At 65.2% G+C, this 22,036-nt stretch carries 25 protein-coding genes; 11 read left to right on the top strand and 14 right to left on the bottom strand.

Annotated elements, in window-relative coordinates:
- The first annotated feature begins 88 nt into the window (after positions 1–88).
- Together xseA and BB934_RS06695 are read left to right on the top strand one after the other, a co-directional pair.
- Positions 89–1,666 carry an exodeoxyribonuclease VII large subunit gene (gene xseA, locus BB934_RS06700; RefSeq protein ID WP_099508940.1) on the top strand — a complete coding sequence of 526 codons (1,578 nt, stop codon included), beginning with the start codon at positions 89–91 and terminating at the stop codon, positions 1,664–1,666.
- Between the two features lie 130 nt (positions 1,667–1,796).
- Positions 1,797–2,018 (top strand): DUF2093 domain-containing protein, encoded by a 222-nt coding sequence (locus BB934_RS06695; protein WP_099508939.1) that lies wholly within the window; start codon positions 1,797–1,799, stop codon positions 2,016–2,018.
- A gap of 3 nt (positions 2,019–2,021) precedes the next feature.
- On the opposite strand, the gene lpxK is transcribed toward BB934_RS06695, so the two are convergent.
- The 7 genes from lpxK to BB934_RS06660 form a co-directional block, all read right to left on the bottom strand.
- Positions 2,022–3,032, bottom strand: coding sequence for a tetraacyldisaccharide 4'-kinase (lpxK, locus tag BB934_RS06690; protein WP_099508938.1), 1,011 nt, complete (start codon positions 3,030–3,032; stop codon positions 2,022–2,024).
- The gene (locus BB934_RS06685; RefSeq protein ID WP_099508937.1) at positions 3,032–4,321 is read right to left on the bottom strand and encodes a 3-deoxy-D-manno-octulosonic acid transferase; all 1,290 of its coding nucleotides are present in this window, start codon (positions 4,319–4,321) and stop codon (positions 3,032–3,034) included. Before BB934_RS06685 ends, lpxK begins: the two co-directional genes overlap by 1 nt.
- Positions 4,318–5,067 carry a lysophospholipid acyltransferase family protein gene (locus BB934_RS06680; RefSeq protein WP_099508936.1) on the bottom strand — a complete coding sequence of 250 codons (750 nt, stop codon included), beginning with the start codon at positions 5,065–5,067 and terminating at the stop codon, positions 4,318–4,320. Before BB934_RS06680 ends, BB934_RS06685 begins: the two co-directional genes overlap by 4 nt.
- Before the next feature lie 13 nt (positions 5,068–5,080).
- Entirely contained in the window at positions 5,081–5,314 is a 234-nt protein-coding gene (locus BB934_RS06675; protein ID WP_099508935.1) for a DUF4170 domain-containing protein, read from the bottom strand.
- A 61-nt stretch (positions 5,315–5,375) separates the two neighbouring features.
- The gene (locus BB934_RS06670) at positions 5,376–6,179 is read right to left on the bottom strand and encodes an inositol monophosphatase family protein (RefSeq protein WP_173909429.1); all 804 of its coding nucleotides are present in this window, start codon (positions 6,177–6,179) and stop codon (positions 5,376–5,378) included.
- 111 nt (positions 6,180–6,290) lie between these two features.
- Positions 6,291–7,220, bottom strand: coding sequence for a 4-hydroxybenzoate octaprenyltransferase (gene ubiA, locus BB934_RS06665; RefSeq protein WP_099508934.1), 930 nt, complete (start codon positions 7,218–7,220; stop codon positions 6,291–6,293).
- A 19-nt stretch (positions 7,221–7,239) separates the two neighbouring features.
- Positions 7,240–7,713 carry a hypothetical protein gene (locus BB934_RS06660; RefSeq protein ID WP_099508933.1) on the bottom strand — a complete coding sequence of 158 codons (474 nt, stop codon included), beginning with the start codon at positions 7,711–7,713 and terminating at the stop codon, positions 7,240–7,242.
- Positions 7,714–7,921: 208 nt separating this feature from the next.
- On the opposite strand from BB934_RS06660, the gene BB934_RS06655 reads away from it, so the two are divergent.
- The 3 genes from BB934_RS06655 to BB934_RS06645 all read left to right on the top strand — a co-directional run bounded on the left by BB934_RS06655 (position 7,922) and on the right by BB934_RS06645 (position 11,474).
- Positions 7,922–8,668, top strand: coding sequence for a 16S rRNA (uracil(1498)-N(3))-methyltransferase (locus BB934_RS06655; RefSeq protein WP_099508932.1), 747 nt, complete (start codon positions 7,922–7,924; stop codon positions 8,666–8,668).
- Between the two features lie 170 nt (positions 8,669–8,838).
- A complete protein-coding gene (locus tag BB934_RS06650) occupies positions 8,839–9,978 on the top strand; it encodes a carboxylate-amine ligase (protein WP_099508931.1) in 1,140 nt (379 codons plus the stop codon).
- Between the two features lie 125 nt (positions 9,979–10,103).
- On the top strand, positions 10,104–11,474 hold the full coding sequence (locus BB934_RS06645; protein ID WP_099508930.1) for a glutamate--cysteine ligase: 1,371 nt from the start codon (positions 10,104–10,106) through the stop codon (positions 11,472–11,474).
- Between the two features lie 232 nt (positions 11,475–11,706).
- Here the strand turns inward: BB934_RS06645 and BB934_RS06640 are convergent, their stop codons facing one another.
- The 4 genes from BB934_RS06640 to ilvD all read right to left on the bottom strand — a co-directional run bounded on the left by BB934_RS06640 (position 11,707) and on the right by ilvD (position 15,995).
- Positions 11,707–13,143, bottom strand: coding sequence for a sensor domain-containing diguanylate cyclase (locus BB934_RS06640; RefSeq protein ID WP_162299145.1), 1,437 nt, complete (start codon positions 13,141–13,143; stop codon positions 11,707–11,709).
- A gap of 80 nt (positions 13,144–13,223) precedes the next feature.
- Positions 13,224–13,541, bottom strand: coding sequence for a quaternary ammonium compound efflux SMR transporter SugE (gene sugE, locus BB934_RS06635; protein WP_099508928.1), 318 nt, complete (start codon positions 13,539–13,541; stop codon positions 13,224–13,226).
- 138 nt (positions 13,542–13,679) lie between these two features.
- Positions 13,680–13,982: a hypothetical protein gene (locus BB934_RS06630; RefSeq protein WP_099508927.1), complete on the bottom strand. Its 303-nt coding sequence runs from the start codon at positions 13,980–13,982 to the stop codon at positions 13,680–13,682.
- Positions 13,983–14,165: 183 nt separating this feature from the next.
- A complete protein-coding gene (gene ilvD / locus BB934_RS06625) occupies positions 14,166–15,995 on the bottom strand; it encodes a dihydroxy-acid dehydratase (protein ID WP_099508926.1) in 1,830 nt (609 codons plus the stop codon).
- A 167-nt stretch (positions 15,996–16,162) separates the two neighbouring features.
- Here ilvD and BB934_RS06620 point away from each other — a divergent pair, with 167 nt between their 5' ends.
- Positions 16,163–16,435 (top strand): hypothetical protein, encoded by a 273-nt coding sequence (locus BB934_RS06620; protein ID WP_157934064.1) that lies wholly within the window; start codon positions 16,163–16,165, stop codon positions 16,433–16,435.
- On the opposite strand, the gene BB934_RS06615 is transcribed toward BB934_RS06620, so the two are convergent.
- Together BB934_RS06615 and BB934_RS06610 are read right to left on the bottom strand one after the other, a co-directional pair.
- Positions 16,432–16,869: a YqaA family protein gene (locus BB934_RS06615; protein WP_099508924.1), complete on the bottom strand. Its 438-nt coding sequence runs from the start codon at positions 16,867–16,869 to the stop codon at positions 16,432–16,434. The genes BB934_RS06620 and BB934_RS06615 overlap by 4 nt on opposite strands.
- Positions 16,870–16,994: 125 nt before the next feature.
- Positions 16,995–17,468, bottom strand: a complete 474-nt coding sequence (locus BB934_RS06610; protein ID WP_099508923.1) for an aminoacyl-tRNA deacylase — start codon at positions 17,466–17,468, stop codon at positions 16,995–16,997.
- Positions 17,469–17,688: 220 nt separating this feature from the next.
- Between BB934_RS06610 and BB934_RS06605 the strand changes: the two genes are divergently transcribed.
- Complete coding sequence (locus tag BB934_RS06605) at positions 17,689–18,867, top strand: BaiN/RdsA family NAD(P)/FAD-dependent oxidoreductase (RefSeq protein ID WP_099508922.1); 1,179 nt, start codon at positions 17,689–17,691, stop codon at positions 18,865–18,867.
- 206 nt (positions 18,868–19,073) lie between these two features.
- On the opposite strand, the gene BB934_RS50855 is transcribed toward BB934_RS06605, so the two are convergent.
- Positions 19,074–19,355, bottom strand: a complete 282-nt coding sequence (locus BB934_RS50855) for a NotI family restriction endonuclease (RefSeq protein WP_418294731.1) — start codon at positions 19,353–19,355, stop codon at positions 19,074–19,076.
- A gap of 185 nt (positions 19,356–19,540) precedes the next feature.
- Here BB934_RS50855 and BB934_RS06595 point away from each other — a divergent pair, with 185 nt between their 5' ends.
- From BB934_RS06595 to BB934_RS06580, 4 genes are all read left to right on the top strand, one after another.
- Complete coding sequence (locus BB934_RS06595; RefSeq protein WP_099508920.1) at positions 19,541–19,807, top strand: hypothetical protein; 267 nt, start codon at positions 19,541–19,543, stop codon at positions 19,805–19,807.
- A gap of 51 nt (positions 19,808–19,858) precedes the next feature.
- Positions 19,859–20,656 carry an ADYC domain-containing protein gene (locus BB934_RS06590; protein ID WP_099508919.1) on the top strand — a complete coding sequence of 266 codons (798 nt, stop codon included), beginning with the start codon at positions 19,859–19,861 and terminating at the stop codon, positions 20,654–20,656.
- 61 nt (positions 20,657–20,717) lie between these two features.
- On the top strand, positions 20,718–20,954 hold the full coding sequence (locus BB934_RS06585) for a hypothetical protein (protein ID WP_099508918.1): 237 nt from the start codon (positions 20,718–20,720) through the stop codon (positions 20,952–20,954).
- Positions 20,955–21,053: 99 nt separating this feature from the next.
- A complete protein-coding gene (locus tag BB934_RS06580) occupies positions 21,054–22,034 on the top strand; it encodes an aldo/keto reductase (RefSeq protein WP_099508917.1) in 981 nt (326 codons plus the stop codon).
- Positions 22,035–22,036: the final 2 nt, after the last annotated feature.

Below are 22,036 nucleotides of genomic sequence, written 5' to 3'. Positions count from 1 at the left end.
AAATGCATAGGGGATAGCTTGCCATTGTGAACGGCCTGTTGCGCCGCCGCCCTTGGCAGGTCCAGGGCGGGCGGATTAGGTTCGCGTCATGTTCGCTCAGAAAGCTCCCTCGAATGCCCAGGAATGGTCGGTCTCCGATCTCGCGGGCGCTCTCAAGCGCACCCTGGAGGATGCGTTCGGCCATGTGCGCCTGCGGGGTGAGGTGTCGGGCTATCGTGGGCCGCATTCGTCGGGCCACGCCTATTTCTGCCTGAAGGACCAGAACGCCCGTATCGATGCGGTGATCTGGAAGGGCTCCTTCGCCAAGCTGAAGATCCGCCCCGAGGAGGGGATGGAGGTCATCGCCACCGGGCGCATCAGCACCTTTCCGGGCTCGTCCAAGTACCAGATCGTCGTCGAGACGCTCGAGCCCGCCGGAATCGGTGCGCTCATGGCGCTTCTCGAGGAGCGCCGCCGCAAGCTCCAGGCGGAAGGGCTGTTCGCCGCCGAGCGCAAGCGCCGCCTGCCGTTCCTGCCGCGGGTGATCGGCGTCGTCACCTCGCCGACGGGCGCGGTGATCCGCGACATCCTCCATCGCCTCGAGGACCGCTTCCCGCGCCGGGTGCTGGTCTGGCCCGTGCGCGTGCAGGGCGAAACCAGCGCGGCGGAGGTCGCCGCCGCCATCCGCGGCTTCAACGCGCTGGAGCCGGGCGGCCCGATTCCACGGCCCGATGTGCTCATCGTCGCCCGCGGCGGCGGGTCCATCGAGGACCTTTGGGGCTTCAACGAGGAGATCGTGGTGCGCGCCGCGGCCGAGAGCGCGATCCCGCTCGTCTCGGCGGTGGGCCACGAAACCGACACCACGCTCATCGACTACGCCGCCGACATGCGCGCCCCGACCCCGACCGGCGCCGCCGAAATGGTGGTGCCGGTGCGGGTCGAGCTCATGGCGGCGATCAACGACCTCGCGCGCCGCCATGTCGAGGCTGCCCTTCGCCTGGTGGAGCGGCGCCGTTCGGACCTGCGCGCCACGGCCCGCGCGCTGCCGAGCCCCGACGCCCTGATCTCGCCCAAGCGCCAGCGCCTCGATCTCGCGGCCACGCGCCTCTATCCCGCGCTCGCCCGCAACGCCCGCGGCCATGAGGAGCGGCTTCTCAAGGTGGCGCGCCAGCTCGCCCATGTGTCGCCGGTGGCCAATGTCGCCCGCATGCGCGCAAGGCTCGATGCGGTTGGCCCGCGCCCCTACAACGCCGTCTGCCGCTCCATCCTGCTGCGTGAGGAAAGCCTGAAGCAGATCGCCCGTCGCCTCGTGGTGTCCCGCGAGACGCTGCTGCGGGCCGAGCGCACGCGGCTCGCCCAGGCGCACGAGCTCACCCAGCGGGTCGCCGAGCGCCTCGGCCCCGCCCTGCAGGGCCAGTTCGCGCGCAAGGCCGACCGTCTGGAATCGGTGACGAAGCTCTTCGACAGCCTGAACTACAAATCGGTGCTCAAGCGCGGCTTCGCCCTCGTCCGCGATGCGGACGGGCAACCGCTGAACTCGGCCGATGCCGTTCTGGACGGCCAAGCTCTCGTGCTCGAATTCGCCGACGGCAAGGCCGATGCCACCGGCGGGCGGATCGGGACCCGGCCACGGCCGGCGGCGAAGCCGAAGCTGGCTGTGGCGGACGAGCAGGGAGCGCTTTTCTAGCGTATCGTGCGGACCCAGAGGGCCGCGTCCAAAGATGCGCTCTTCAAAGATGCTCTAACGCCGTGTTGGAAATCCTGGCCGACCTCCCTTATGTGAGAGACAGCGCAACGCATTCCATTCGATGTCACCCATGTTGAACAAGATCGAACGCAGCGGCGGCGAGGCCGTCGTGCAATATCTCGACAGCAACCTTCGGGTCCTGAAGCCAGGGGCCTATGTGCGCTGCGCGATCACGGGCACCGAAATTCCCCTCGACGAGCTGAAGTACTGGAGCGTCGAGCGGCAGGAGGCCTATTCCTCGCCCGAGGCCGTGATGATGCGCATCGCCAGACAGGCCATGTCCCACCCATAGAGGTCAGGCGACCCGCAGCCGCCGCTCGTTGATGTGGCGCAGGATCAGGTTGCGAAACCCTGTCTCGTTCTCGATCCGCAGCCGCACCGGCAGCACGGTCAGGTTCGGCCAGGGCTCCGCGTCCTTCACGGCGGCGATCCGTGCAAAATCCTTTTCCGTGGTGATCGGCAGAAGGCCGCGTGTCTCGGAATCCTGCCGCAGGGCCGCCAGCTCGGATGCGGTATAGGGATGATGATCGGGAAAGGGTCGCGCGACCTCCACGGTGGCGCCGCAGGCTTTCAGGGTCTCGAAGAACTTTTCGGGCCGGCCGATCCCCGCAAAGGCCAGAACCTTCCGGCCTTCCAAGGCCCGTGCGGCTTCGGTCGGTCCAAGCCATGCCTGGAACACGCGCTTGCCGCGCCGCTCGGCTTCTTCGGTGACCTCCTGCCCGGGCCCGCCCTCTCCGATCACGAGCACCGCATCGACGGCGGGCCATTGCACATCCATCGGCGCGCGCAGCGGACCGGCAGGCAGGGACAGGCCGTTGCCGATGCCGGTGGCACCATCCACGACGGCGACGGCGCAATCCTTGATCAGCGAAGGGTTCTGGAGACCGTCATCCATGATGACGACGGTCGCGCCCATCTCGTAGGAGAGCCGGGCTCCAGCCGGGCGGTCGCGGGAGATGATGGTCCGGGCAGTCTTCGAGAGAAGAATGGGCTCGTCGCCCACATCGGACGCGGTGTGCTTCAGCCGCACCTGCACCGGCCCGCGCAGGCGCCCGCCATAGCCGCGCGACAGGAAAGCGGGGCTCTCGCCCGCCGCATCGAGCATCCTGGCGACGGCAAGCGCGGTCGGCGTCTTGCCGGCGCCGCCCATGGTGAAGTTGCCGATGCAGATGACGGGAAGGTCCGCCTTCTCGCCGCGCCGCCGCATCCGTTGTGCGGCGATGGAGGTGTAGAGGATGCCGGCCGGGCGCAGCAGATGCGCCTGCAGCGAGGGAGAGGATTGCCACCAGAAGCGCGGCGCGCGCATCAGCGCCGCGCCCCCAGCTTGGCTTGAACGATGAACGGGTCGACGGATTGCATGGTGCGGTCCACCGCGCCGCCGAGGGCCTGCACCGCCTCGCCGGCCGCACGCGCCATGTCGCGGGTGAGCGCCGTGTTGCTCAGCAATTCGCTGACCGCCCGCGCGAGCGTGGCGCTGTCCTTCACCATCGCGGCGCCGCGCGCCCGGTCGAGGGCCTCGTAGATCTCCGTGGCGGTGTGGACATGAGGCCCGTGCAGGATGGCCGCGCCGAGCTTCGCCGGCTCGATGGGATTGTGCCCGCCGATCGGAACCAGCGTGCCGCCCATCAGCACGATGGGCGAGAGCCGGTAGAAGAGCCCCATCTCGCCCACGGTATCGACCACATAGACATCGGTCGCGCGGTCGGGGTGGATACCCTCCGAACGCCGGCCCGACCTCAGGCCGGCCTGCCCGGCGATAGCCGCAACCTCCGGCCCGCGATGGGGATGCCGGGGCGCGATGATGGTGAGCAGATTCGGATGGCGCTTCGCCAGGGCGCGGTGCACGGCGACGATCGCGGTTTCCTCGCCGGGATGCGTGCTCGCTGCAAGCCAGACCGGCCGGCCGGCGATCAGGCCGGAGAGCTGGGCCACGACCCGCGGGTCTGCCGGCGGAGGTGCCGCATCGAACTTGATGTTGCCGGTGACGATGACGCGGGGCGCGCCGAGCCGGGCGAGGCGCGCGGCATCCTCGGAGGTCTGGGCGAGGCACAGGGCGAAGCGTTCGAGCAGGCCCCCGATGATGCGGGGCATCTTCTGCCAGCGCTGGTACGACCGGTCCGACATGCGCCCGTTGACCATCACGAGAGGGATATCACGCTCGCTCAGCGCCATGATCGTGTTCGGCCAGATTTCGGATTCCGCAATGAGGGCCACGTCGGGCTGCCAGTGGTCGAGGAAACGCCTTATATAACGTGGCACGTCGAGCGGGACAAACTGATGCACGGCTCCCGGCGGCAGGCGCCGGGCGATCAGGGAGGCGGAGGTCCGGGTGCCGGAGGTGACCAGCACAGCGAGGCCCCGCTGGGCCATGCGTTCCACCACCGGCAGAAGGGAGAGGGTCTCGCCGATGCTGGCGCCATGGACCCAGATCAGGTGGCCCTTGGGCCGCTGCCGGCTCGGATAGCCCTGCCGCTCGCCGAGGCGCGTCTTGTCCTCACGCCCTTTGCGCTGGCGCCAGTAGAGGAGGCCCAGAACTGCAGGCTCCATCGCCGAGACGACGAGGCGGTACGTTCTGAAAAGGATCGGGAAGCTCATGCGCGGGAATCCCTCATGAGCACCTGGTGAGGCTTGGTGCCTGGATCCTTGGCGCCTGGATCCTTGGATCCCACAAGCGCATAGGCGCGCTCGTGCACCCGGTCGAGCTCCCGCTCGACGGTTCTGCGCAGACGCTCCATGGCCTCGTCGCCCGCCTCGCGCGGCACGTGAACCGGATCGCCGAGCACGATCGCGCCCCGGCCGAAGGGGAGGCCGATGCTCGCCTTGTCCCAGCTGTCGAAATCGATGCGGCGGCTCGTGACCACCGCGACCGGCACGATCGGCCGTCCGGACAATTGTGCGAGCGTGACGATGCCCTGGCCGCAGACCCGCGCGATCTTCGGAATGTCGGCGGTCATCACCACCATTTCCCCGTCGCTCAGCGCCTTGAGCATCGCGCGCAGCGCCTGAACGCCGCCCTTCTTCCGGATATCGCGGCCGCGGGCGCCCGAGCCGCGGATGGCGCGAACACCGAGATGCCGCAGGGCGATGGCGTTGAACTCTCCGTCGCCCGAGCGAGAGACGAGGCTTGCCGCCCGGTCCTGCGGCCGCTTGGCGAAATGAATCATGAAGTGCTGCCCGTGCCACATGGCGGCGATCACGGGCATTTCGATCCGGTCATAGGCATCCGCCGGTTCCATGACGAACCGGTTCGTGCGCTGCACGAGCTTCAGGTAACCCGCGACGAGAAAGCCGAGGGTTTCCTGAACCGGCCGCGAGCGGGTGATGCGCTTGACGAGATCCATCGCGATCCCGGAATCAGCCGTTCTGCGGGTCGAGCAGGCGGTGAAGGTGCACGACGAAGTAGCGCATCTGCGCATTGTCCACCGTCGCTTGCGCCTTGGCCTTCCACGCCGCATGGGCGGCGGCATAGTTCGGGTAGATTCCGACGATATCGAGCTTGGAAAGATCCTTGAAGTCGACGGATTCGAGGCTGTTAAGCTCGCCGCCGAAAACCAGATGCAGGAGTTGCTTGCCAGGCATGTCGGTCATGATGGTGGGACTCTTCTGACGAGGGTTGTAAGGATAGAGGCTTGCGTGGAGCCAGCGCCGTTCAGGCTCTCATGGCTCCAATAGCACGAGGATGCAACCGTGACGAAACGGCAATCATCTCGACGTGCGAGGGAACGGGCCTGTTATAGACGGGGGTCGAACCGTCGAGACCCGTCAGCAGAGCTCCCGCCTCATGCAGCATGAGGTCGGCTGCCGCAATATCCCAGTCTTGAGCGTTGGCCGAGACGAGGCCGATATCGATGGAGCCTTCGGCCACCCGCGCCAGCCTGAGCGCCAGGGACGGCACCTTGGGCAGGCGCTCGATCTGCCCGAAGCTCCGCTCGAGGCGGTCGACGAGAGGCTTCGGACCGGCAACCTTGGCTGCAGGGAGAGCGTCGGCCGTGGAGACCTGCATCCTCTCGCCGTTGCACCATGCCCCGTCGCCGAGCCTCGCCTCGTAGAGGCGGTCGTGGATAGGGGCATAAAGGACGCCGAGAACTGGCCTGCCGTCCCTGACCAGGGCGATGGAAATCGCCCAGTCGGGATGACCCGAGGCGAAGGCCCGGGTGCCGTCGATGGGATCGACGATCCAGACATGGCTCTGCCCGAGGCGGGCCGGATCGTCCGCCGTCTCCTCGGAAAGCCAGCCGGCCTGGGGAAGCAGTTCGGCGAGATGGCCTTTCAGGAAAGTATCGAGGGCGATGTCGGCCTCGGTCACCGGGGAACTCTGTCCCTTGTACCAGAGCTTGGCGGCCGTCTGGGCGCCGGCGCGGAAATAGGGCAGTGCCAGATCACCCGCCCGGCGGGCTGCATCGCACACGGCTGGGGCGAGGGACGGCAATGAGGGTGTTGCGGGGGACAGCATCGGACCTGAGATAGGGGCGATGCCACGGAGATACCATAGCTCTCCGAAGCCGATCCTGCCTTTTCGGCAGGGGCGGGTGCGGTATTTTGGGACGGCGTCGGACGGCCGAGATCAGAGCAGGCAATCGAGGATCATCGCCGCGAACAGGATCAGCCCCGCATCCCGGTTGGAACGGAAGAGGCGCAGGGCTCCCGCGCCGTCCTCCCGGTCGATGCGGGCCACCTGCCAGCCCAGGTGAAGGGCGAAAGCGCTCAAACCCATAAAGGACGGCACGCCCGCACCGGCCAGGAACAGGGAGGCGGTGATGAGGACGATGGCGATGGCATAGCAGATGCCGACGCCGAGCCTCACGTTCTCGCCGAAGAAGCGGGCCGAGGACTTGATCCCGACGATCTCGTCATCCTCGATATCCTGCAGGGCATAGATGGTGTCGTAGCCCACCACCCAGGCGATGCTGCCGGCATAGAGAAGCAGCGGTGCCAGGCTCAGCGAGCCGAAGACGGCTGCCCAACCCATCAGAGCGCCCCAGGCGAAGGCGAGGCCGAGCACGATCTGCGGCATCCAGAAGAAGCGCTTCATGAAGGGATAGAGCGCGACCACGCCGAGCGAGGCGAAGCCCGTGGCGATGGCGAAGGCGTTGAACTGCAAGAGGACCAGGAGGCCGACGAGGCCCTGAAGCGCGAGGAAGGCGAGGGCGCCTTTGAGCGTGACCTGTCCCGAGGGGAGCGGGCGCTGGCGGGTGCGTTCGACCTTGGTGTCGAGATCCCGGTCGACGATGTCGTTATAGGTGCATCCGGCCCCGCGCATGGCGACGGCGCCGATCAGGAAGAGAAGGCAGTGGAGCGGATCGGGCCAGGGCTGCCCCGCCGCGACGGCCGCGAGCGCCGCCGACCACCAGCAAGGCAGGAGGAGCAGCCACCAGCCGATGGGCCGCTCGATGCGGGCGAGGCGCAGATAGGGCTTAAGGCCCGCGGGCGCCCATCGTTCGGCCCAATGGCCCTTGACGGAATCGGGCAGGGAAGGCGCGTTGGGGCGCTCCATGGTTGATTAATGATCCGGCTTAGAGAGCGCCCTTCGGAACGCTCAGGGTCCCGGTCAGCCCGCCGCCCATCTTGCTGGCCGGGCCGCCTTGCTGCTGCTGGCCCTGCTTGGCCCGCTTCTCCATCTCGGCCATCTTCGCGGCGGCGCCGCAGGCCTGGCCCTTGAATTGCTGGGAGCGCTTGTGATCTTCGGCAAAGCTCTGGATGAGCTGATCGGGAACCTGGCACCAGTCCTTGTTGGCGGTCATCCACTTTTCGCCGGTCGTGCCGTTGGACACGAGCTTGGTGAAGATGGTGCAGGCCGCGCGCGGATCGATCTGCTTGTTCTTGCCGCCATTGGTAAGCTTGTTGACCTGCTGGATCAGGCCCTGCCGCTCCTGCAGGATCTTCTGCCCTTCCTGGCAGCCGCTCGCCTGCGCGAAGGCCGGGGCGGTCGCAAACAAAAAGCCGGTCGCGGCCAATGCAGCCAGAAGATGCGAACGGGTATGCATCATTGCGAAAATTCCCTCGAAAAAGCTCGTGACGTCTCGCGCGCCTGCGTTCTGTTAACAGGTGAGGGCCATCGAGGCCAAGAGGCGAATGGTCGCCTTAGCCTCAAACGGTGCCATTTGGCACCTGAATTTCACGTTACCAAGCCGACATTCCCCACTCCCTTGGCGGTTGAGAACTTGTTAAGGCTGGAGCCGTTCAGCGCAGGTTGCCATGGCCGAATACGATTTCAATGCCCCCCGCCTCTTCATCGATGCGCCCCTCAAGGAGGGGGAGAAGGTCGCCCTCGACCGGGGGCAGGCCAATTACCTCCTGAACGTCCTGCGCCTGAAGGCCGGCGAGACGGTCCTGGTGTTCAACGGCCGGGACGGCGAGTGGCGCGCGGAGGTGTCGGTGGAGGGCCGTAAGGCCGCCGATCTCCTCTGCCGCGAGCGGATCCGTGAGCAGGACCGGGCACCCGACATCGTCTATGCCTTCGCCCCGCTCAAGCATGCCCGCCTCGACTACATGGTCCAGAAGGCGGTGGAGATGGGAGCGGGCGTTCTCCAACCCGTCCTGACCCGCCGGACCCAGGCCACCCGGGTCAACCTCGAGCGCATGCGCAGCAACGCTGTCGAGGCCGCCGAGCAATGCGGGATCCTGTCCATCCCGGAGGTGCGCGAAGAGAAGAATTTGGAACGTTTTCTCAAGGACTTGGAGCCCGAGCGCCTGGTCGTGTTCTGCGATGAGGATGCGCCCGTTTCCAATCCTGTGGAGGCTCTTGCCAAGCTTGGGAACAAAGGATCCAGGCTTGTCGTTATCGTGGGACCCGAAGGAGGGTTCACCGATCAGGAGAGAGTGCTTGTCGCCGCCCGCGAAAGATGTGTTTGCGTGTCGCTGGGTCCACGAATCCTGCGAGCTGACACAGCCGCTGTGGCCGCACTGGCCGTCGTTCAGTCCGTGCTCGGCGATTGGAACTGACCTCACCGCTCGACAACGACTTAAGCCTATCTGCCTGTAGCTTCAAAAGCTTAGCAATTTCGCGCCGATTCGCCCCATTCTGGCCCCATTGAGCCGGAGTTTGGACGCCTCGCCGCAGGCCGATCCGCATGTGCGAAGGTCATTTCTAAAATAAGAACAGAGGACGTGAAATGAGCTGGGACTTCAAGTTCGGCATCGAGGAAGAGTACTTCGTTAACGATGCGCCGAAACGGGATATCGCCAAGGGAAAGATCAGGGAGTTCTTCACCTCCTGCCGGGAGAACATCTCCGGCGATATCCAGCCCGAGATGCTCGAGCCGCAGATCGAGATCGCGACCACGCCTTCCTTGGAATTCTCAGAGGCCCGCACGCAGCTTTCCACCCTGCGCTCGTCCGTCGGAGCCGTGGCGCGCGATTTCAACCTTTCCATCATGGCCTCAGGCACCCACCCTCTGGCCGTCTGGTCGCGGGTGCGCCCCACCGCTCAGCCGCGCTACGGCAAGGTCATGCATGACCTGCAGATGCTCGGTAGCCGTAATGTGCTTTGCGGCATGCATGTCCATGTGGAGGTGCCGGATCTCGGCATGCGCGTCGACATCATGAACCGCATCCAGCCCTATCTGCCGCTGCTTCTGGCGCTCTCCACCTCCTCGCCCTTCTGGCAGGCGCAGCGCACGGGCCTTCTCGGCTATCGGCTTGCCGCCTACCGCGAGCTGCCGCGCACCGGGTTCCCGGACCTGTTCGAGAACGAGCAGGATTACCAGCGCTATATCGATACCCTCGTGGTTGCCCGCGCCATCGAGAATTCCAGCTACGTCTGGTGGGTGATCCGGCCGTCCCTGAAGCATCCGACCCTTGAGCTTCGCGTTGCCGACAGCTGCACCAGGCTCGACGATACCATCGCCATCGCCGCGCTCTATCGCTGCCTCGTGCGGCGCCTGAGCCTGAACACCTCGCTCAATGCCGGACAGACCGGCGCCTCGCGCGCCATCAACGACGAGAACGGCTGGCGGGCGCAGCGCTACGGCATCCATGGCAGCTTCGTCGACGAGAAGACACGCACCGCCAAGCCCGTGCGGGAGCTTCTCGAGGAAACCCTGGATCTCGTGGCCGAGGACGCAAAGGTACTCGGCTGCCAGCGCGAGCTCGATCTCGCCCGCTGGATCGTTGCGCGCGGCACCAGTGCCGACCAGCAGCTGACGCTCTATACTGAGGCGGTCGGCCGCGGACTGTCGAACCGGGATGCGCTGGCCGGCGTCGTCGACTGGCTGAGCGCCGAGACGGTGGGAGAAACGGCGATCCGGCATTGACGAGGGCTGCAAGCCTCCGTCGTTTTATGCCGTCATCCCGCATTGCAGCTTGGCGCTAAGCCCCTTATTGAGTCCCGATCCTTAAGTCGGCGCGCCTTGAACGCGCTTTTTTGATGAGGTGAGGCATGGCGCGGGACGTATCCGATACGACCCCCCTCGGTGCACGGTCGGAACTCGTGGAATGGATCGCCTCCGGCGAGAAGCCACGCGAGACATGGCGGCTCGGCACCGAGCACGAGAAGATTCCATTCCACAGGGCGGATTCCTCCCCCGTTCCCTATGAAGGCGGCCGGGGAATCCGCGCCCTGCTGGAGGGCATGCAGGAGCGGACCGGCTGGGAGCCGATCATCGAGGGCGACCACCCCATCGGTCTCGCCGATGAGGCCGGCGGCGGAGCGATTTCGCTCGAGCCGGGCGGGCAGTTCGAGCTGTCGGGTGCGCCGCTGCGGACCTTGCACGAGACCGCCCGCGAAACGGCGCAGCATCTGGCCGACGCGAAGGCGGTCGGCGAGAGCCTCGGCATCGGCTTTCTCACTCTCGGCATGAGCCCTCTCTGGTCGCGGGCCGAGACGCCGGTGATGCCGAAAGCCCGCTACCGCATCATGACCGACTACATGCCGAAAGTCGGCTCGCTCGGCCTCGACATGATGTACCGCACGTCGACCGTGCAGGTGAACATGGACTACGCGTCGGAAGCCGACATGGTGAAGAAACTGCGCGTGTCCTTGGCGCTGCAGCCCGTTGCCACCGCGATCTTCGCCAATTCGCCCTTCACCGAAGGCAAGCCGAACGGCTACCTGTCCATGCGGTCGAACATCTGGCTCGACACGGACAAGGACCGCACGGGCATGATGGCCTTCGCTTTCGAGGACGGCTTCGGCTACGAGCGTTACGTCGACTGGGCGCTCGACGTGCCGATGTATTTCGTCAAGCGCGATGCGACCTATCACGATGTCGCTGGCGCGTCGTTCCGCGATCTCTTCGCGGGCAGGCTCGCGCAATTGCCGGGCGAGCGCGCGACGCGCTCCGACTGGGCGAATCACGTCTCGACCCTTTTTCCGGAAGTGCGCCTCAAGCGCTATCTCGAGATGCGCGGCGCGGACGTGGGCAATGCCGAACATATCGTGGCTCTCTCCGCCTTCTGGACCGGACTTCTCTATGACGAGACGTCTCTCGACGGTGCCTGGGAACTGGTGAAATCCTGGAGCGCCGAGGATCGCGAGCAGCTGCGTGCCGACGTGCCGAAGCAGGCGCTGAAGGCGCGCATCGCCGGACGCTCCGTGCAGGATGTGGCGCGGGATGCGCTGGCGCTCTCTCGCGCCGGCCTGCAGCGCCGGGGCTACCGCGACGATTCAGGTCGCGACGAGACGCGGCATCTCACCTATGCGGAGGAGATCGTCACGTCCGGCCGCACGCAGGCGGAGCGTCTGCTGGAGCTTTATCACGGTCGGTGGAATGGCTCGGTCATACCGGCCTTCAAGGAATGCGTGTTCTGATCCAAGCCGCTCTTTCCCTCTCCTTCGCGGGGAAGGTTAGGAGTAGTGCGACTGGGTGAGCCACCTTCCACATGTCATGGCCGGCCTTGTGCCGGCCATCTCGATTAAGAGAAGCGCGGTACTTCACACAATCGGGATCACCGGCACGAGGCCGGTGATGACGTGATAGGACGAAGGTCGACGATCCTATCGAGCGCACAGCGTTCCGACTTTGCCATCCCAAAAGTCCCGCTCAGGCGGCCTGGGCCGTCGAGACGCGGTTGCGTCCGTCCTGCTTCGCCCGGTAGAGGGCCTCATCAGCCAGCGTGATCAGGTTCTCCGGGCCCATGCGGGAGCGGTCGAGGCTCGGGATGCGGGTGGCGCTGCCGATGCTGACCGTCAGGATCCGCGAAGAAATGCTGGCCTCGTGCCGCACCCGGAGCGCCTCGACCTGCGCGCGGATCTTTTCGGCCACCTCGGCAGCGCCCGCGTCGTCAGTGTCCGGCAGAAGAACCGCAATTTCTTCGCCGCCATAACGGGCCACCAGGTCCCGCGGCCTGCAGGCCACCCCGGACAGTGCCTTTGCGATTATGCGCAGGCATTCGTCGCCGGCCTGGTGACCGTAGATGTCGTTATAGGCCTTGAACTGGTCCACATCGACCAACAGAAGCGAGACGGGCGATTTCTCGCGTGCTGCCCGGAGCCATTCGATCTCGAGCTGCCGGTCGAACATCCGGCGATTGGCGAGGCCGGTCAGGCCGTCGGTCGTCGCAAGAACGGCAAGCTCGACCTCCGCTTCCTCCCGGCGTTGAAGGGCGCCAGCAAGGCTCCAGCCCAGCGACCCGATGATCATGACGAGAAGGGCGATGCTGACGACGCGGAACATGAAATCCTCGTTCCAGCTCGCCAGCGCTTCGTCCCGCCCGACCGAGGACAGGACGCCGATGGGAAAGACGTGGTTGCGCTGATGGCCGCCCACGCGGGTAATCCCGTCGATGGGAGACACATACTCGTAAGGCCCCGGGCCTCTTCTCTCCTTGAACTGTGGGTGGTCGGAGATGTCCGCCCCGATCGAGCGTTCGATATAGGGATAGCGCGCCAGGATCGTGCCGTTCTTGTGAATGAGCGTGATCGAGCCCTGGGACCCGACATCGAACCGCCCGAAGAAGTTCGCGAAATAGCGCGGCGGAACGCTCGCCTGAACGACTCCGTCGAAGCTGCCATCCGGCTTGTTGATGCGCCGGGAGAGGGTGAGGACCCAGTCTCCTCCGAGCGGATCGCGGTTCAGCGGTCCGAAAAACCAGCCGCTGCTCGAAGACGACAGATGGTGCTGGAAGAAGGCCAAGTCCTTTCCGTTCACCCGGCCGCGATGGCCGGGGAGGGAACTGCTCAGCAGCGTCCCGTCCTCGCCATAAACCGTTAGGGACTTGATGCGCTGCAGGGATTGGACGCGCTCCACGAGAAACGTATCCAGCCGCTGGAGGGCGTTTTGCCCGATACCGCCTGTCTCGACCCGGTCCACCACATCGACCAGAAGGGAATCGGCGAGTTCGAAGGTGTCCTGCGCGTGCTGGGTCAGGGATTTTGCGAGGTTTAACGCCTCGGCGCTGATCCGAGCGATCTCCTGTTCCCGCTCGCCCCAGTCGCGCCATCCCTCCAGGCCGAGGATGATGAGGCAGACCACGATCACGAAAGCTTTCAGTCCCCTTGCGGAGGATCTGGGCCTTATGTGTGAAAGCGTGGTCATCGGCCCTACCATATCTGCCGAAGCTAGCTCGAAGCTAACTTGAGGCCGAGGATCCCGGACACGATCAACCCGATGCAGACAAGGCGCATCGCCGTCGCCGGCTCGCTGAAAAGGTAGATCCCCAGCAAGGCGGTGCCGACGGTGCCGATCCCCGTCCAGACGGCGTAGCCCGTGCCGACCGGCAGGGTCTTCAGCGCCAAGCCGAGCAGCACCACGCTGATCACCATGCTGAGGGCGGTCAGAGCGGAAGGAACGAGGCGGGTGAAGCCGTCGGTGTATTTCAGGCCTATGGCCCAACCGATTTCGAACAGGCCGGCGAGGCCAAGCAAAGTCCATGCCATGACAGGACCTCCGTCATTGGCAGGGCCGTCCCTACCGGATTTAGGAAGGTGCGAGGTCGTCCTCACCTCTCCAAATATAGAGGGACCGGAATACCTTCTCAATAGAAACAAGCGCGGCTAAAGGTCTGCCGGCAAAGCTTAGTTACCGATTTCCTCCGTCTGCGGCTCGGGTGACCGGCCGAGCGAGGCGAGCGGGTTGAAGGGGGCGTAGATCTGATGCTTCCAGCTATCGCCGCAATTGATGCAGATCGATCGCATCATGTGATTGCTCTGCTCCAAGCGCTTGAGCAACTTCTCCTGGCGGGCCTGCGCCTCGTTGGCCACGGCATCGTATCCCGACGGGCGGACCTTCAGCTGGAGGGCTTTGCCCTCCGGTTCGCTCTGGGCAAGGACCGGCCCGGCGAGAAAGAGGGCGCCGAGGGTCAAGACGAGGCGGGTCATTCGGGATCCGGCAGCTGATTTGCGCATCTCCCGACTGGACCGCAGGAGACAGTGTTTCGTCAAGGCTCGATCGCCCGGCTGAGACCTTTGGCAGCGGCCGCCATCCGTCCGATTCGGGATGCGCAAAAAATCCCCCTGAAGGCGGGCTTCAGGGGATCGAGGGATTAAAGAAGCCCTATCCGGTCAGATCTGGCGAACGGCGCCCTTGGCGGCGCTGGTGGCCAGCATAGCATAGGCTTTCAATGCTGCGGAGACCTTGCGCTTGCGGGGTGCGGCCGGCTGCCAGCCCTTGGCCTGCTGCTCGGTGCGGCGGCGCTCGAGTTCGGCATCGGCTACCGCGAGGTGAATGCTGCGGTTCGGAATGTCGATCTCGATCCGGTCGCCGTCCTGCACGAGGCCGATGGTGCCGCCCTCGGCCGCTTCCGGCGAGGCGTGGCCGATGGAGAGGCCCGAGGTGCCTCCCGAAAAGCGCCCGTCGGTGATGAGGGCGCAGGCCTTGCCGAGGCCCTTCGACTTCAGGTAGCTCGTCGGATAGAGCATCTCCTGCATGCCGGGGCCGCCGCGCGGGCCCTCGTAGCGGATGACGACCACATCACCCGCCTTGACCTTGCCGTTGAGGATGCCGCTGACGGCGTCGTCCTGGCTCTCGAAGACGACGGCCGGGCCGGAGAACACCAGGATGCTCTCGTCGACGCCGGCCGTCTTCACGATGCAGCCGTCGAGCGCGAGGTTGCCGGACAGCACGGCGAGGCCGCCATCCTTCGAGAAGGCATGCTCCGCATCGCGGATGGTGCCCGCGGCGCGGTCGGTGTCGACGCTGTCGTAGCGGCTCGCCTGGCTGAAGGCGACTTGCGTCGGCACACCCCCGGGAGCGGCGCGGAAGAAATCGTGCACCGCGTGGGAGTTGGTCCGCCGCACGTCCCAGCGGTCGAGCGCCGTCTTCATGGTCTCGGCATGGACGGTCGGCACCGAGGTGTCGAGAAGGCCAGCGCGGTCGAGCTCGCCCAGGATGCCCATGATGCCGCCGGCGCGGTGCACGTCTTCCATGTGCACGTTGGCAACGGCGGGCGCGACCTTGCAGAGCACCGGCACGCGGCGCGACAGGCGGTCGATGTCCTCCATGGTGAAGGGCACCTCCGCCTCATGGGCGGCGGCGAGCAGGTGCAGCACCGTATTGCTCGAACCGCCCATGGCGATGTCGAGGGTCATGGCGTTCTCGAAGGCCGCGAAGGAGGCGATGGAGCGCGGCAACGCGTTCGCATCGTCCTGCTCGTAATAGCGGCGGGCGAGATCGACGATCAGGTGGCCGGCTTCCACGAAGAGGCGGCGGCGGTCGGCATGGGTGGCGAGCGTCGAGCCGTTGCCGGGGAGCGACAGGCCGAGCGCCTCGGTGAGGCAGTTCATGGAATTAGCGGTGAACATGCCGGAGCACGAGCCGCAGGTGGGGCAGGCGGAGCGCTCGATGACCTTGATGTCCTCGTCCGCGATCTTGTCGTCGGCGGCGGCGACCATGGCGTCCACCAGGTCGAGCTTCTTGGTCACGCCGTTGAGCACGACCTTGCCCGCTTCCATCGGACCACCGGACACGAAGACGACAGGGATGTTGAGGCGCATCGCCGCCATCAGCATGCCGGGCGTGATCTTATCGCAATTGGAGATGCAGACCATGGCGTCGGCGCAATGGGCATTGACCATGTACTCGACCGAGTCCGCGATCAGCTCCCGCGAGGGCAGGGAATAGAGCATGCCGTCGTGGCCCATGGCGATGCCGTCGTCGACCGCGATGGTGTTGAATTCCTTGGCGACGCCGCCGGCCTTCTCGATCTCCCGCGCCACCAGCTGGCCCAGATCCTTGAGGTGGACATGGCCCGGCACGAACTGGGTGAAGGAGTTCACCACCGCGATGATCGGCTTGCCGAAATCGGAATCCTTCATGCCCGTGGCCCGCCAGAGGCCGCGGGCCCCGGCCATGTTGCGGCCATGGGTGGTGGTGCGAGAACGGTAGGCTGGCATGGTTTCCCCTTAAGTTTGGGGCCTTGTTCAACTGAAATTGCGCGAGTTGCAAGAAAAAATGCCATTCCTTGTGGTCGCGCCTGCATTGCCGCAATGGAATTGCTGAGGGCTGGAGGCCCAACCCGGAAACACCAGACTGAAACGCCTTGAGCCTGAAGAACGTTGTCTTGCTCAAGCAACCCGAAAGAAGGCAGGACCGCGACATGCTGACGAAGGACGAACTGGATGCCCCGGCCCATCTGCAATACGAGCCCATCGGCACGGCCGGCCAGGGCCACCCGAGCGATGTGAGGGAATTCGCCACCCTCCGCGAGGCCGTCCACTGGGCCATGAACAACGAGCCGCCGGCGGGCATGGAAGCCGTCATCCGGGCCGCCTCCGGCGCGGTGCTCGGGCCGCGGCATCTGGAGGAGATCTGGTCGAGCGTGCAGGGGCCCTAAATCCACCCTAGGCTCAGGGCCCCGACCGCGAGATAGCGCCCGGTCTTGGCGAGCGCGACCAGCGGAACGAACACCCGCAGGGGCTCCCGCAGCACGCCTGCGACGATGGTCAGCGGATCGCCGATGACCGGCAACCAGCTCAACAGCAGGGTCCAGCGCCCGTAGCGATGATACCAGGCCTCGGCCCGCGCCATCTGCTCCCGCTTGACCGGGAACCAGCGGCGGCCCTCGAAATGGGCGAAGAAGCGGCCGAGGAACCAGTTGACGATCGAGCCGAGGATATTGCCGCCGCTCGCCACCAGAATGAGCAGCCACCAGGGATAATGCTCCGCCACCAGCATGGCGAAGAGCACGGCTTCCGACTGGAAGGGAAAGATCGTGGCCGAGAGGAAGGCTGCGGCGAAGAGGCCGGCATATTCGGCAAGATGCGGCATGAGGCGGGGCGATCACACGAAACGGGAAAGGCCGGGGAGGGGCTTACGGCCTGCGCAACCCCTACCACGGTTCCATGCATCTGCCGAGCCGGCCGCCAGGGAGGCCGGCGCGCCTCAGGCAAGTTTCACGTCATGCGTTCGCTGAACGAGCCGTGCTGCGCCTTGGGATTGAGCCGCGCGAAGTCGTCTCCCCTGATGTGGACCAGCGTGGCATGGTCCCCGCCTTCGAAATAGACGTCCTGCTGCCCGTCCATGCTGTTCTCGATGATGACTTCGAGGCCGTAGCAGGAGCCAATGGGCGGAATGGCGCCGCGATCGCAATCGCGGAACACGCCCACGATCTCGTCCTCCGAGGCGAGACGCAGCTCCTGGCCCAGCTCCGTCTTGAGATCGGACAGGCGCAGGTGATGCGAGGCCGGCATTACGGCGAGCATGTAATGCTGGCCGTCGCTGAGCATGACGCCCTTCGCCAGGCGGTCACGCGGAATGTGCCCGGCCTGGGCATTGCCGAGCGACGTCATCGCGCGCTCGTGCGGGATCAGATCGTAGGGAATGCCTTTGTCGGCCATGTAGCGTTGCAGGGTCGGCGCAATGGTCATGACGGCCTCCTGTCGGACGAATGGTCCGCGTATCGGGAGGGCGGCTGACTGACAAAACCGTCGCTTCGGGATGCGCGGCTGTGAAGAATGACGAATGGTACACCCCGGATGGTTTGGCTTCAATCGACGGAAGCCTTCCAGGGCTCGAATACTTGCACAGTTGGGCGAGGGTCATTACGAACGCTCGGCCAGCTTTCCTTAGGCCGCAGGAAGACCTTCCTTGGACCAATTCGACGTTGTGGTGATCGGCGCCGGGGGCGCCGGGATGATGTGTGCGGCGGAGGCCGGGCGGCGCGGGCGGTCCGTGCTGATCGTCGACCATGCGGCCAAGCCGGGCGAGAAGATCCGCATCTCCGGCGGCGGGCGCTGCAACTTCACCAACCTCAACGCATCGCCGGCGAACTACATCTCGCAGAATCCCGGTTTCGCCATCTCGGCCCTGCGCCGCTACACGCAAGCCGACTTCGTCGCGCTCGTGGAGCGCTATGGCATCGCCTATCATGAGAAGACTCTGGGTCAGCTCTTCTGCGATGGCTCGTCACGCCAGATCGTCGATCTGCTGCTCAGCGAGATGCGGCAGGCGAATGTGGAGCTTCGCCTCGCCACTTCCGTTCTCTCCGTGGAGAAAGTTTCTGACGGCTTCGCGCTGACGCTGTCCCAGGGTGCGGTGCGCTGCCGCTCGCTCGTCGTGGCATCGGGCGGCAAGTCGATCCCGAAGATGGGCGCCACCGGCTTCGGCTACGATCTCGCGCAGCAATTCGGGTTGAAGATCGTCGAGACGCGGCCTGCTCTCGTGCCGCTGACGCTCGAGCCGAGCATGCTGGAGCGACTGTCGCCGCTCGCCGGCGTGTCCGTCGATGCGGTGGCGTCGTGCGGCAAGACCCGGTTCGCGGAAGCGCTGCTCTTCACCCATCGTGGATTGAGCGGTCCGTCGATCCTGCAGATCTCGTCCTATTGGCGCGAGGGCGACGAGATCCTGCTGTCTCTATTGCCGGGCGTGGACCTGTTCGAGGGATTGCGGAAGGCCCGGGCCGAGAATGGGCGTCAGGCGCTGCAGACGGCCCTCTCCGCTTTCCTCCCCAAGCGGCTGGCGCAGCTGATCGCCGAGACGGAGAAGGGGCCCGCCAATCTCGCGGATTATTCCGACAAGCGCCTTCGCGCCATCGAGGAGGCGGTGAACCGCTGGCGCTTCAAACCGGCCGGATCGGAAGGCTATAGGACGGCCGAGGTGACGCTCGGCGGCGTCGATACCAGCGAGCTCGATTCCCGCACCATGGAAGCGAAAGCCGTGCCTGGCCTCTACTTCATCGGTGAGGTCGTGGACGTGACCGGCTGGCTCGGGGGCTACAATTTTCAGTGGGCGTGGTCGTCCGGCTGGTGCGCCGGACAGGTGGTGTGATGGACGCGCAGGCGGTTCTTTGCAGTCTATTCCTAAGAGCCCATGTGCGCGAAGTCACTTTGCTCTCCCGATAGGAAGGTTTTCAACTATCGGTTCCTTGAGATGTCGCCCTCGTTGATCGATATGAAGTTTCAAACGAGACCTGCAACGGTCCACTCAGTCAGTGGGGCATAGTGGAATATCTCATGACGAAAACGATCTACCTTCTACCCGTGACGCTTGCGCTTGGACTCTCCATGACCCCGGCAGCCGACGCCTTGCCGCTGGACAACGGCCTGTCTTTCAACGGCCGTAACGTGAACGGTCGCAATATAAACGGTCTGTCCTTCAATGGCGGAAACATGAATGGGCTTTCCTTCAACGGCACCGAGCTTGACGGCGATGTATCCGAGACGGCCGGCTTGGCGATGACCATCATCCTGAAGGATGGCGAGGAGGTCACTCTTCGCTGAGCTGGGGGACTCCTGCCGCCCATGGCGGGAGTTCATCAATGTTTGGCAATGCTCCTCGCCAGGCTTTCGGTGCATGTGCGAAAAGTCACATCGCATTGCCTTCGGGAAGCTTTTCGACTTCAGAGTTATTGAGCTTCCTCAGGCCGCTGCTGATATAATATTTTATAACAAGATCCGATAAGAGACATTTCCATCAGCCGGGGCAGAGAGGAGTATCCAAGATGAAGATTCTCTACGTCCTGCCTCTTCTCGCGGTATCGGCACTTCATGTCGTTCCGCAGGCCAATGCCGCGACCTTGGACAACGGCCGCAACATCAACGGCGTTGACCTCAACGGCCGGAATATCAATGGCCGCAATGTCAACGGTCTCGCTACGAATGGCCTTTCGACGAACGGTCTCTCGACGAACGGCGTCGACAGGGAAGAGGCCATCGGCCATGCCACGTCCGTCATCCTGAAGGGTGGCGAGCGCGTCAGCCGGCAATAACAGGAAGGGAGGACCTTCGCCCTTGAAGGGCGAAGGTCTGCCGCCATCGCCATGCTTTTTCATCACCTAATCATTGCACTCGCCGCGGCGTCGAGCCTTCTGACGACCGATGCGGCGCAGGCGGCGAAGGGTCGCCTCGATGTCGATGGAGGCGAGTTTCGCCTCCATCTCGACGACGGCCGCGTGCTTCAGCGCGAAGCCCTGGTCGGAGCGCGCGTGGTCATTCACAATGGCGCCGAGACGATCCGGCTTCTGATCGATGCGGTCGTGGAGGACAAGACGTCCTCGGGCAAGACGTCCTCGGGCAAGCCGCTCGTGCTTTATCGGCTCCTGGTCGAAGACGCGTCGGGGCGGGTGCAGGAAGCATGCCAGCCCGATGCGCGCGGGCGCCGGCTGGGAATGCCGCTTCTCAAGGAGACCGGCATCACCGTCACCTGTACCAGCGGAGCGGAAGGCAAGTGCATTCTGATGGGCTACAAGCCCTGGGAAGAGAGCGCGGACGTGCCGATGCGCGATCTTCATGCCGCCTGCATCCATATGGTGCGGGCCGATTATGGCGGTGACGATCGCGCCACCACCCGCGACGGCACGATCATCGACGTCTATGACCGCTTCGGCATCCAGCAGCCCGACGCCGTCGACCCGATGCCCTTCGAGGCGGCCTGGGGAAAGGACGGCGCCATCTGCATCGCGCATCCGCGCATCGCACAGAACGTGACGCTCGCCGAACTGGAAAGCCGCCATCGGCGACTCCGCAACCATCTGGGGCCGGAAGCCTGCACGGAGGAGGCGATGCGCAATCATCCGGAGGCCCTTCTCTTCAACCGTTCGGCTGTGACTGCGCCCTGATGGGCCTTGCGCGGCGGGCGTGCTATGCTCCCGCGTCGGGTCTCATCATCGGGAGGGTCTCATGCAGTCGGGCATGCTCCTCATCTGGATCGGAGCGCTGCTCATCATCGGCGGGATCGTGCTCGCGGCAGGCAAGGTTCTCTGGAAGGGGCGTCTCAGCGACCCGCACCGGGTCGGCTCCGGCGTGACGCTCGAGCCGCAGGGGAGGGCACAGGCCCTCCACCCGAAGCACCATTGGCCCAGCATCGCGCTTGTGGCTTTGGGTCTCATCCTTCTGCTGGCGGAAACCGCCGTCTGAGGCGCTGCGAGGCTTGAAACCGGATGCGACGGGGCCAGTTCATGGCTCATGCGCCGCCTGAGCCTGTGGCCATGCTCACCCTCAACTTGGAGATCTCCCATGCAGCAGCGTCAGCTCGGTCCGTTGCAAGTGTCCGCCATCGGCCTCGGCTGCATGGGCATGTCGGAGTTCTACGGCAGCGGCGACGAAGTGGAATCCATCGCCACGATCCATCGCGCGATCGAGCTCGGCGTGACCCTTCTCGACACGGCCGACATGTACGGCGTCGGCCGCAACGAGGAACTCGTCGGCCGTGCCATTGCGGATCGGCGCGACAAGGTCGTGCTCGCCACGAAATTCGGCAATGTGCGCGGGCCGAATGGCGAGCGCCTCGGTATCAGCGGCAAGCCGGATTACGTGCGCCAGGCCTGCGAAGCGAGCCTGAAGCGGCTCAAGGTCGACGCGATCGATCTCTACTACCAGCACCGGGTCGATCCGGAGACGCCGATCGAGGATACGGTCGGCGCCATGGCTGACCTCGTGCGCCAGGGCAAGGTGCGCCATCTCGGTCTCTCCGAGGCGGGACCGCAGACCATCCGCCGTGCGCACACGGTTCATCCCATCGCCGCGCTCCAGACCGAGTACTCGCTCTGGAGCCGCGACCCGGAGGACGAGATCCTTGCCACCGTGCGCGAACTCGGCATCGGCTTCGTGCCTTATTCACCGTTGGGGCGCGGCTTTCTCACGGGGCAGATCAAGAGCATCGACGACCTCGCAGACGACGATTTCCGCCGCATGTCGCCACGCTTTCAAGGAGAAAACTTCCAGAGGAATCTCGATCTCGTGCGCGAGATCGAGACGATGGCGCGCGAGAAGGGCTGCTCGACATCGCAGCTCGCGCTCGCCTGGGTGCTGGCGCAGGGCAACGACATCGTGCCGATCCCCGGCACCAAGCGCCGGCGTTACCTCGAGGAGAACGCGCGCGCGCTCGACGTGGCGCTGACGAAGGACGATCTCGCGCGGATCGACGGCATCATTCCACCGGGCTCCGCCGCCGGAACGCGCTATCACGAAGCGGGGATGAAGATGCTCGGGCTTTGAAT

The organism is Microvirga ossetica, assembly GCF_002741015.1.
GTDB lineage: Bacteria > Pseudomonadota > Alphaproteobacteria > Rhizobiales > Beijerinckiaceae > Microvirga > Microvirga ossetica.
Note: the sequence above shows the minus strand (reverse complement) of the source record. Positions and strands in the feature narration are given on the sequence as shown.

Excerpts from the sequence above, each read along its gene's own strand:
- ubiA (WP_099508934.1), bottom strand. The coding sequence starts at position 7,220 with ATGGAGCGCCCCAACGCGCCTTCCCTGCCCGATTCCGTCAAGGGCCAT.
- BB934_RS06675 (WP_099508935.1), bottom strand. The coding sequence starts at position 5,314 with ATGACCGACATGCCTGGCAAGCAACTCCTGCATCTGGTTTTCGGCGGC.
- xseA (WP_099508940.1), top strand. The coding sequence starts at position 89 with ATGTTCGCTCAGAAAGCTCCCTCGAATGCCCAGGAATGGTCGGTCTCC.
- BB934_RS06660 (WP_099508933.1), bottom strand. The coding sequence starts at position 7,713 with ATGATGCATACCCGTTCGCATCTTCTGGCTGCATTGGCCGCGACCGGC.
- lpxK (WP_099508938.1), bottom strand. The coding sequence starts at position 3,032 with ATGCGCGCGCCGCGCTTCTGGTGGCAATCCTCTCCCTCGCTGCAGGCG.
- BB934_RS06595 (WP_099508920.1), top strand. The coding sequence starts at position 19,541 with ATGAAGATTCTCTACGTCCTGCCTCTTCTCGCGGTATCGGCACTTCAT.
- BB934_RS06685 (WP_099508937.1), bottom strand. The coding sequence starts at position 4,321 with ATGAGCTTCCCGATCCTTTTCAGAACGTACCGCCTCGTCGTCTCGGCG.
- BB934_RS06670 (WP_173909429.1), bottom strand. The coding sequence starts at position 6,179 with ATGCTGTCCCCCGCAACACCCTCATTGCCGTCCCTCGCCCCAGCCGTG.
- BB934_RS06645 (WP_099508930.1), top strand. The coding sequence starts at position 10,104 with ATGGCGCGGGACGTATCCGATACGACCCCCCTCGGTGCACGGTCGGAA.
- BB934_RS06585 (WP_099508918.1), top strand. The coding sequence starts at position 20,718 with ATGCAGTCGGGCATGCTCCTCATCTGGATCGGAGCGCTGCTCATCATC.
- BB934_RS06695 (WP_099508939.1), top strand. The coding sequence starts at position 1,797 with ATGTTGAACAAGATCGAACGCAGCGGCGGCGAGGCCGTCGTGCAATAT.
- BB934_RS06680 (WP_099508936.1), bottom strand. The coding sequence starts at position 5,067 with ATGGATCTCGTCAAGCGCATCACCCGCTCGCGGCCGGTTCAGGAAACC.
- BB934_RS06615 (WP_099508924.1), bottom strand. The coding sequence starts at position 16,869 with ATGCCGCATCTTGCCGAATATGCCGGCCTCTTCGCCGCAGCCTTCCTC.
- BB934_RS06655 (WP_099508932.1), top strand. The coding sequence starts at position 7,922 with ATGGCCGAATACGATTTCAATGCCCCCCGCCTCTTCATCGATGCGCCC.
- BB934_RS06610 (WP_099508923.1), bottom strand. The coding sequence starts at position 17,468 with ATGACCATTGCGCCGACCCTGCAACGCTACATGGCCGACAAAGGCATT.
- sugE (WP_099508928.1), bottom strand. The coding sequence starts at position 13,541 with ATGGCATGGACTTTGCTTGGCCTCGCCGGCCTGTTCGAAATCGGTTGG.
- BB934_RS50855 (WP_418294731.1), bottom strand. The coding sequence starts at position 19,355 with ATGAACTCCCGCCATGGGCGGCAGGAGTCCCCCAGCTCAGCGAAGAGT.
- ilvD (WP_099508926.1), bottom strand. The coding sequence starts at position 15,995 with ATGCCAGCCTACCGTTCTCGCACCACCACCCATGGCCGCAACATGGCC.
- BB934_RS06580 (WP_099508917.1), top strand. The coding sequence starts at position 21,054 with ATGCAGCAGCGTCAGCTCGGTCCGTTGCAAGTGTCCGCCATCGGCCTC.
- BB934_RS06590 (WP_099508919.1), top strand. The coding sequence starts at position 19,859 with ATGCTTTTTCATCACCTAATCATTGCACTCGCCGCGGCGTCGAGCCTT.
- BB934_RS06650 (WP_099508931.1), top strand. The coding sequence starts at position 8,839 with ATGAGCTGGGACTTCAAGTTCGGCATCGAGGAAGAGTACTTCGTTAAC.
- BB934_RS06630 (WP_099508927.1), bottom strand. The coding sequence starts at position 13,982 with ATGACCCGCCTCGTCTTGACCCTCGGCGCCCTCTTTCTCGCCGGGCCG.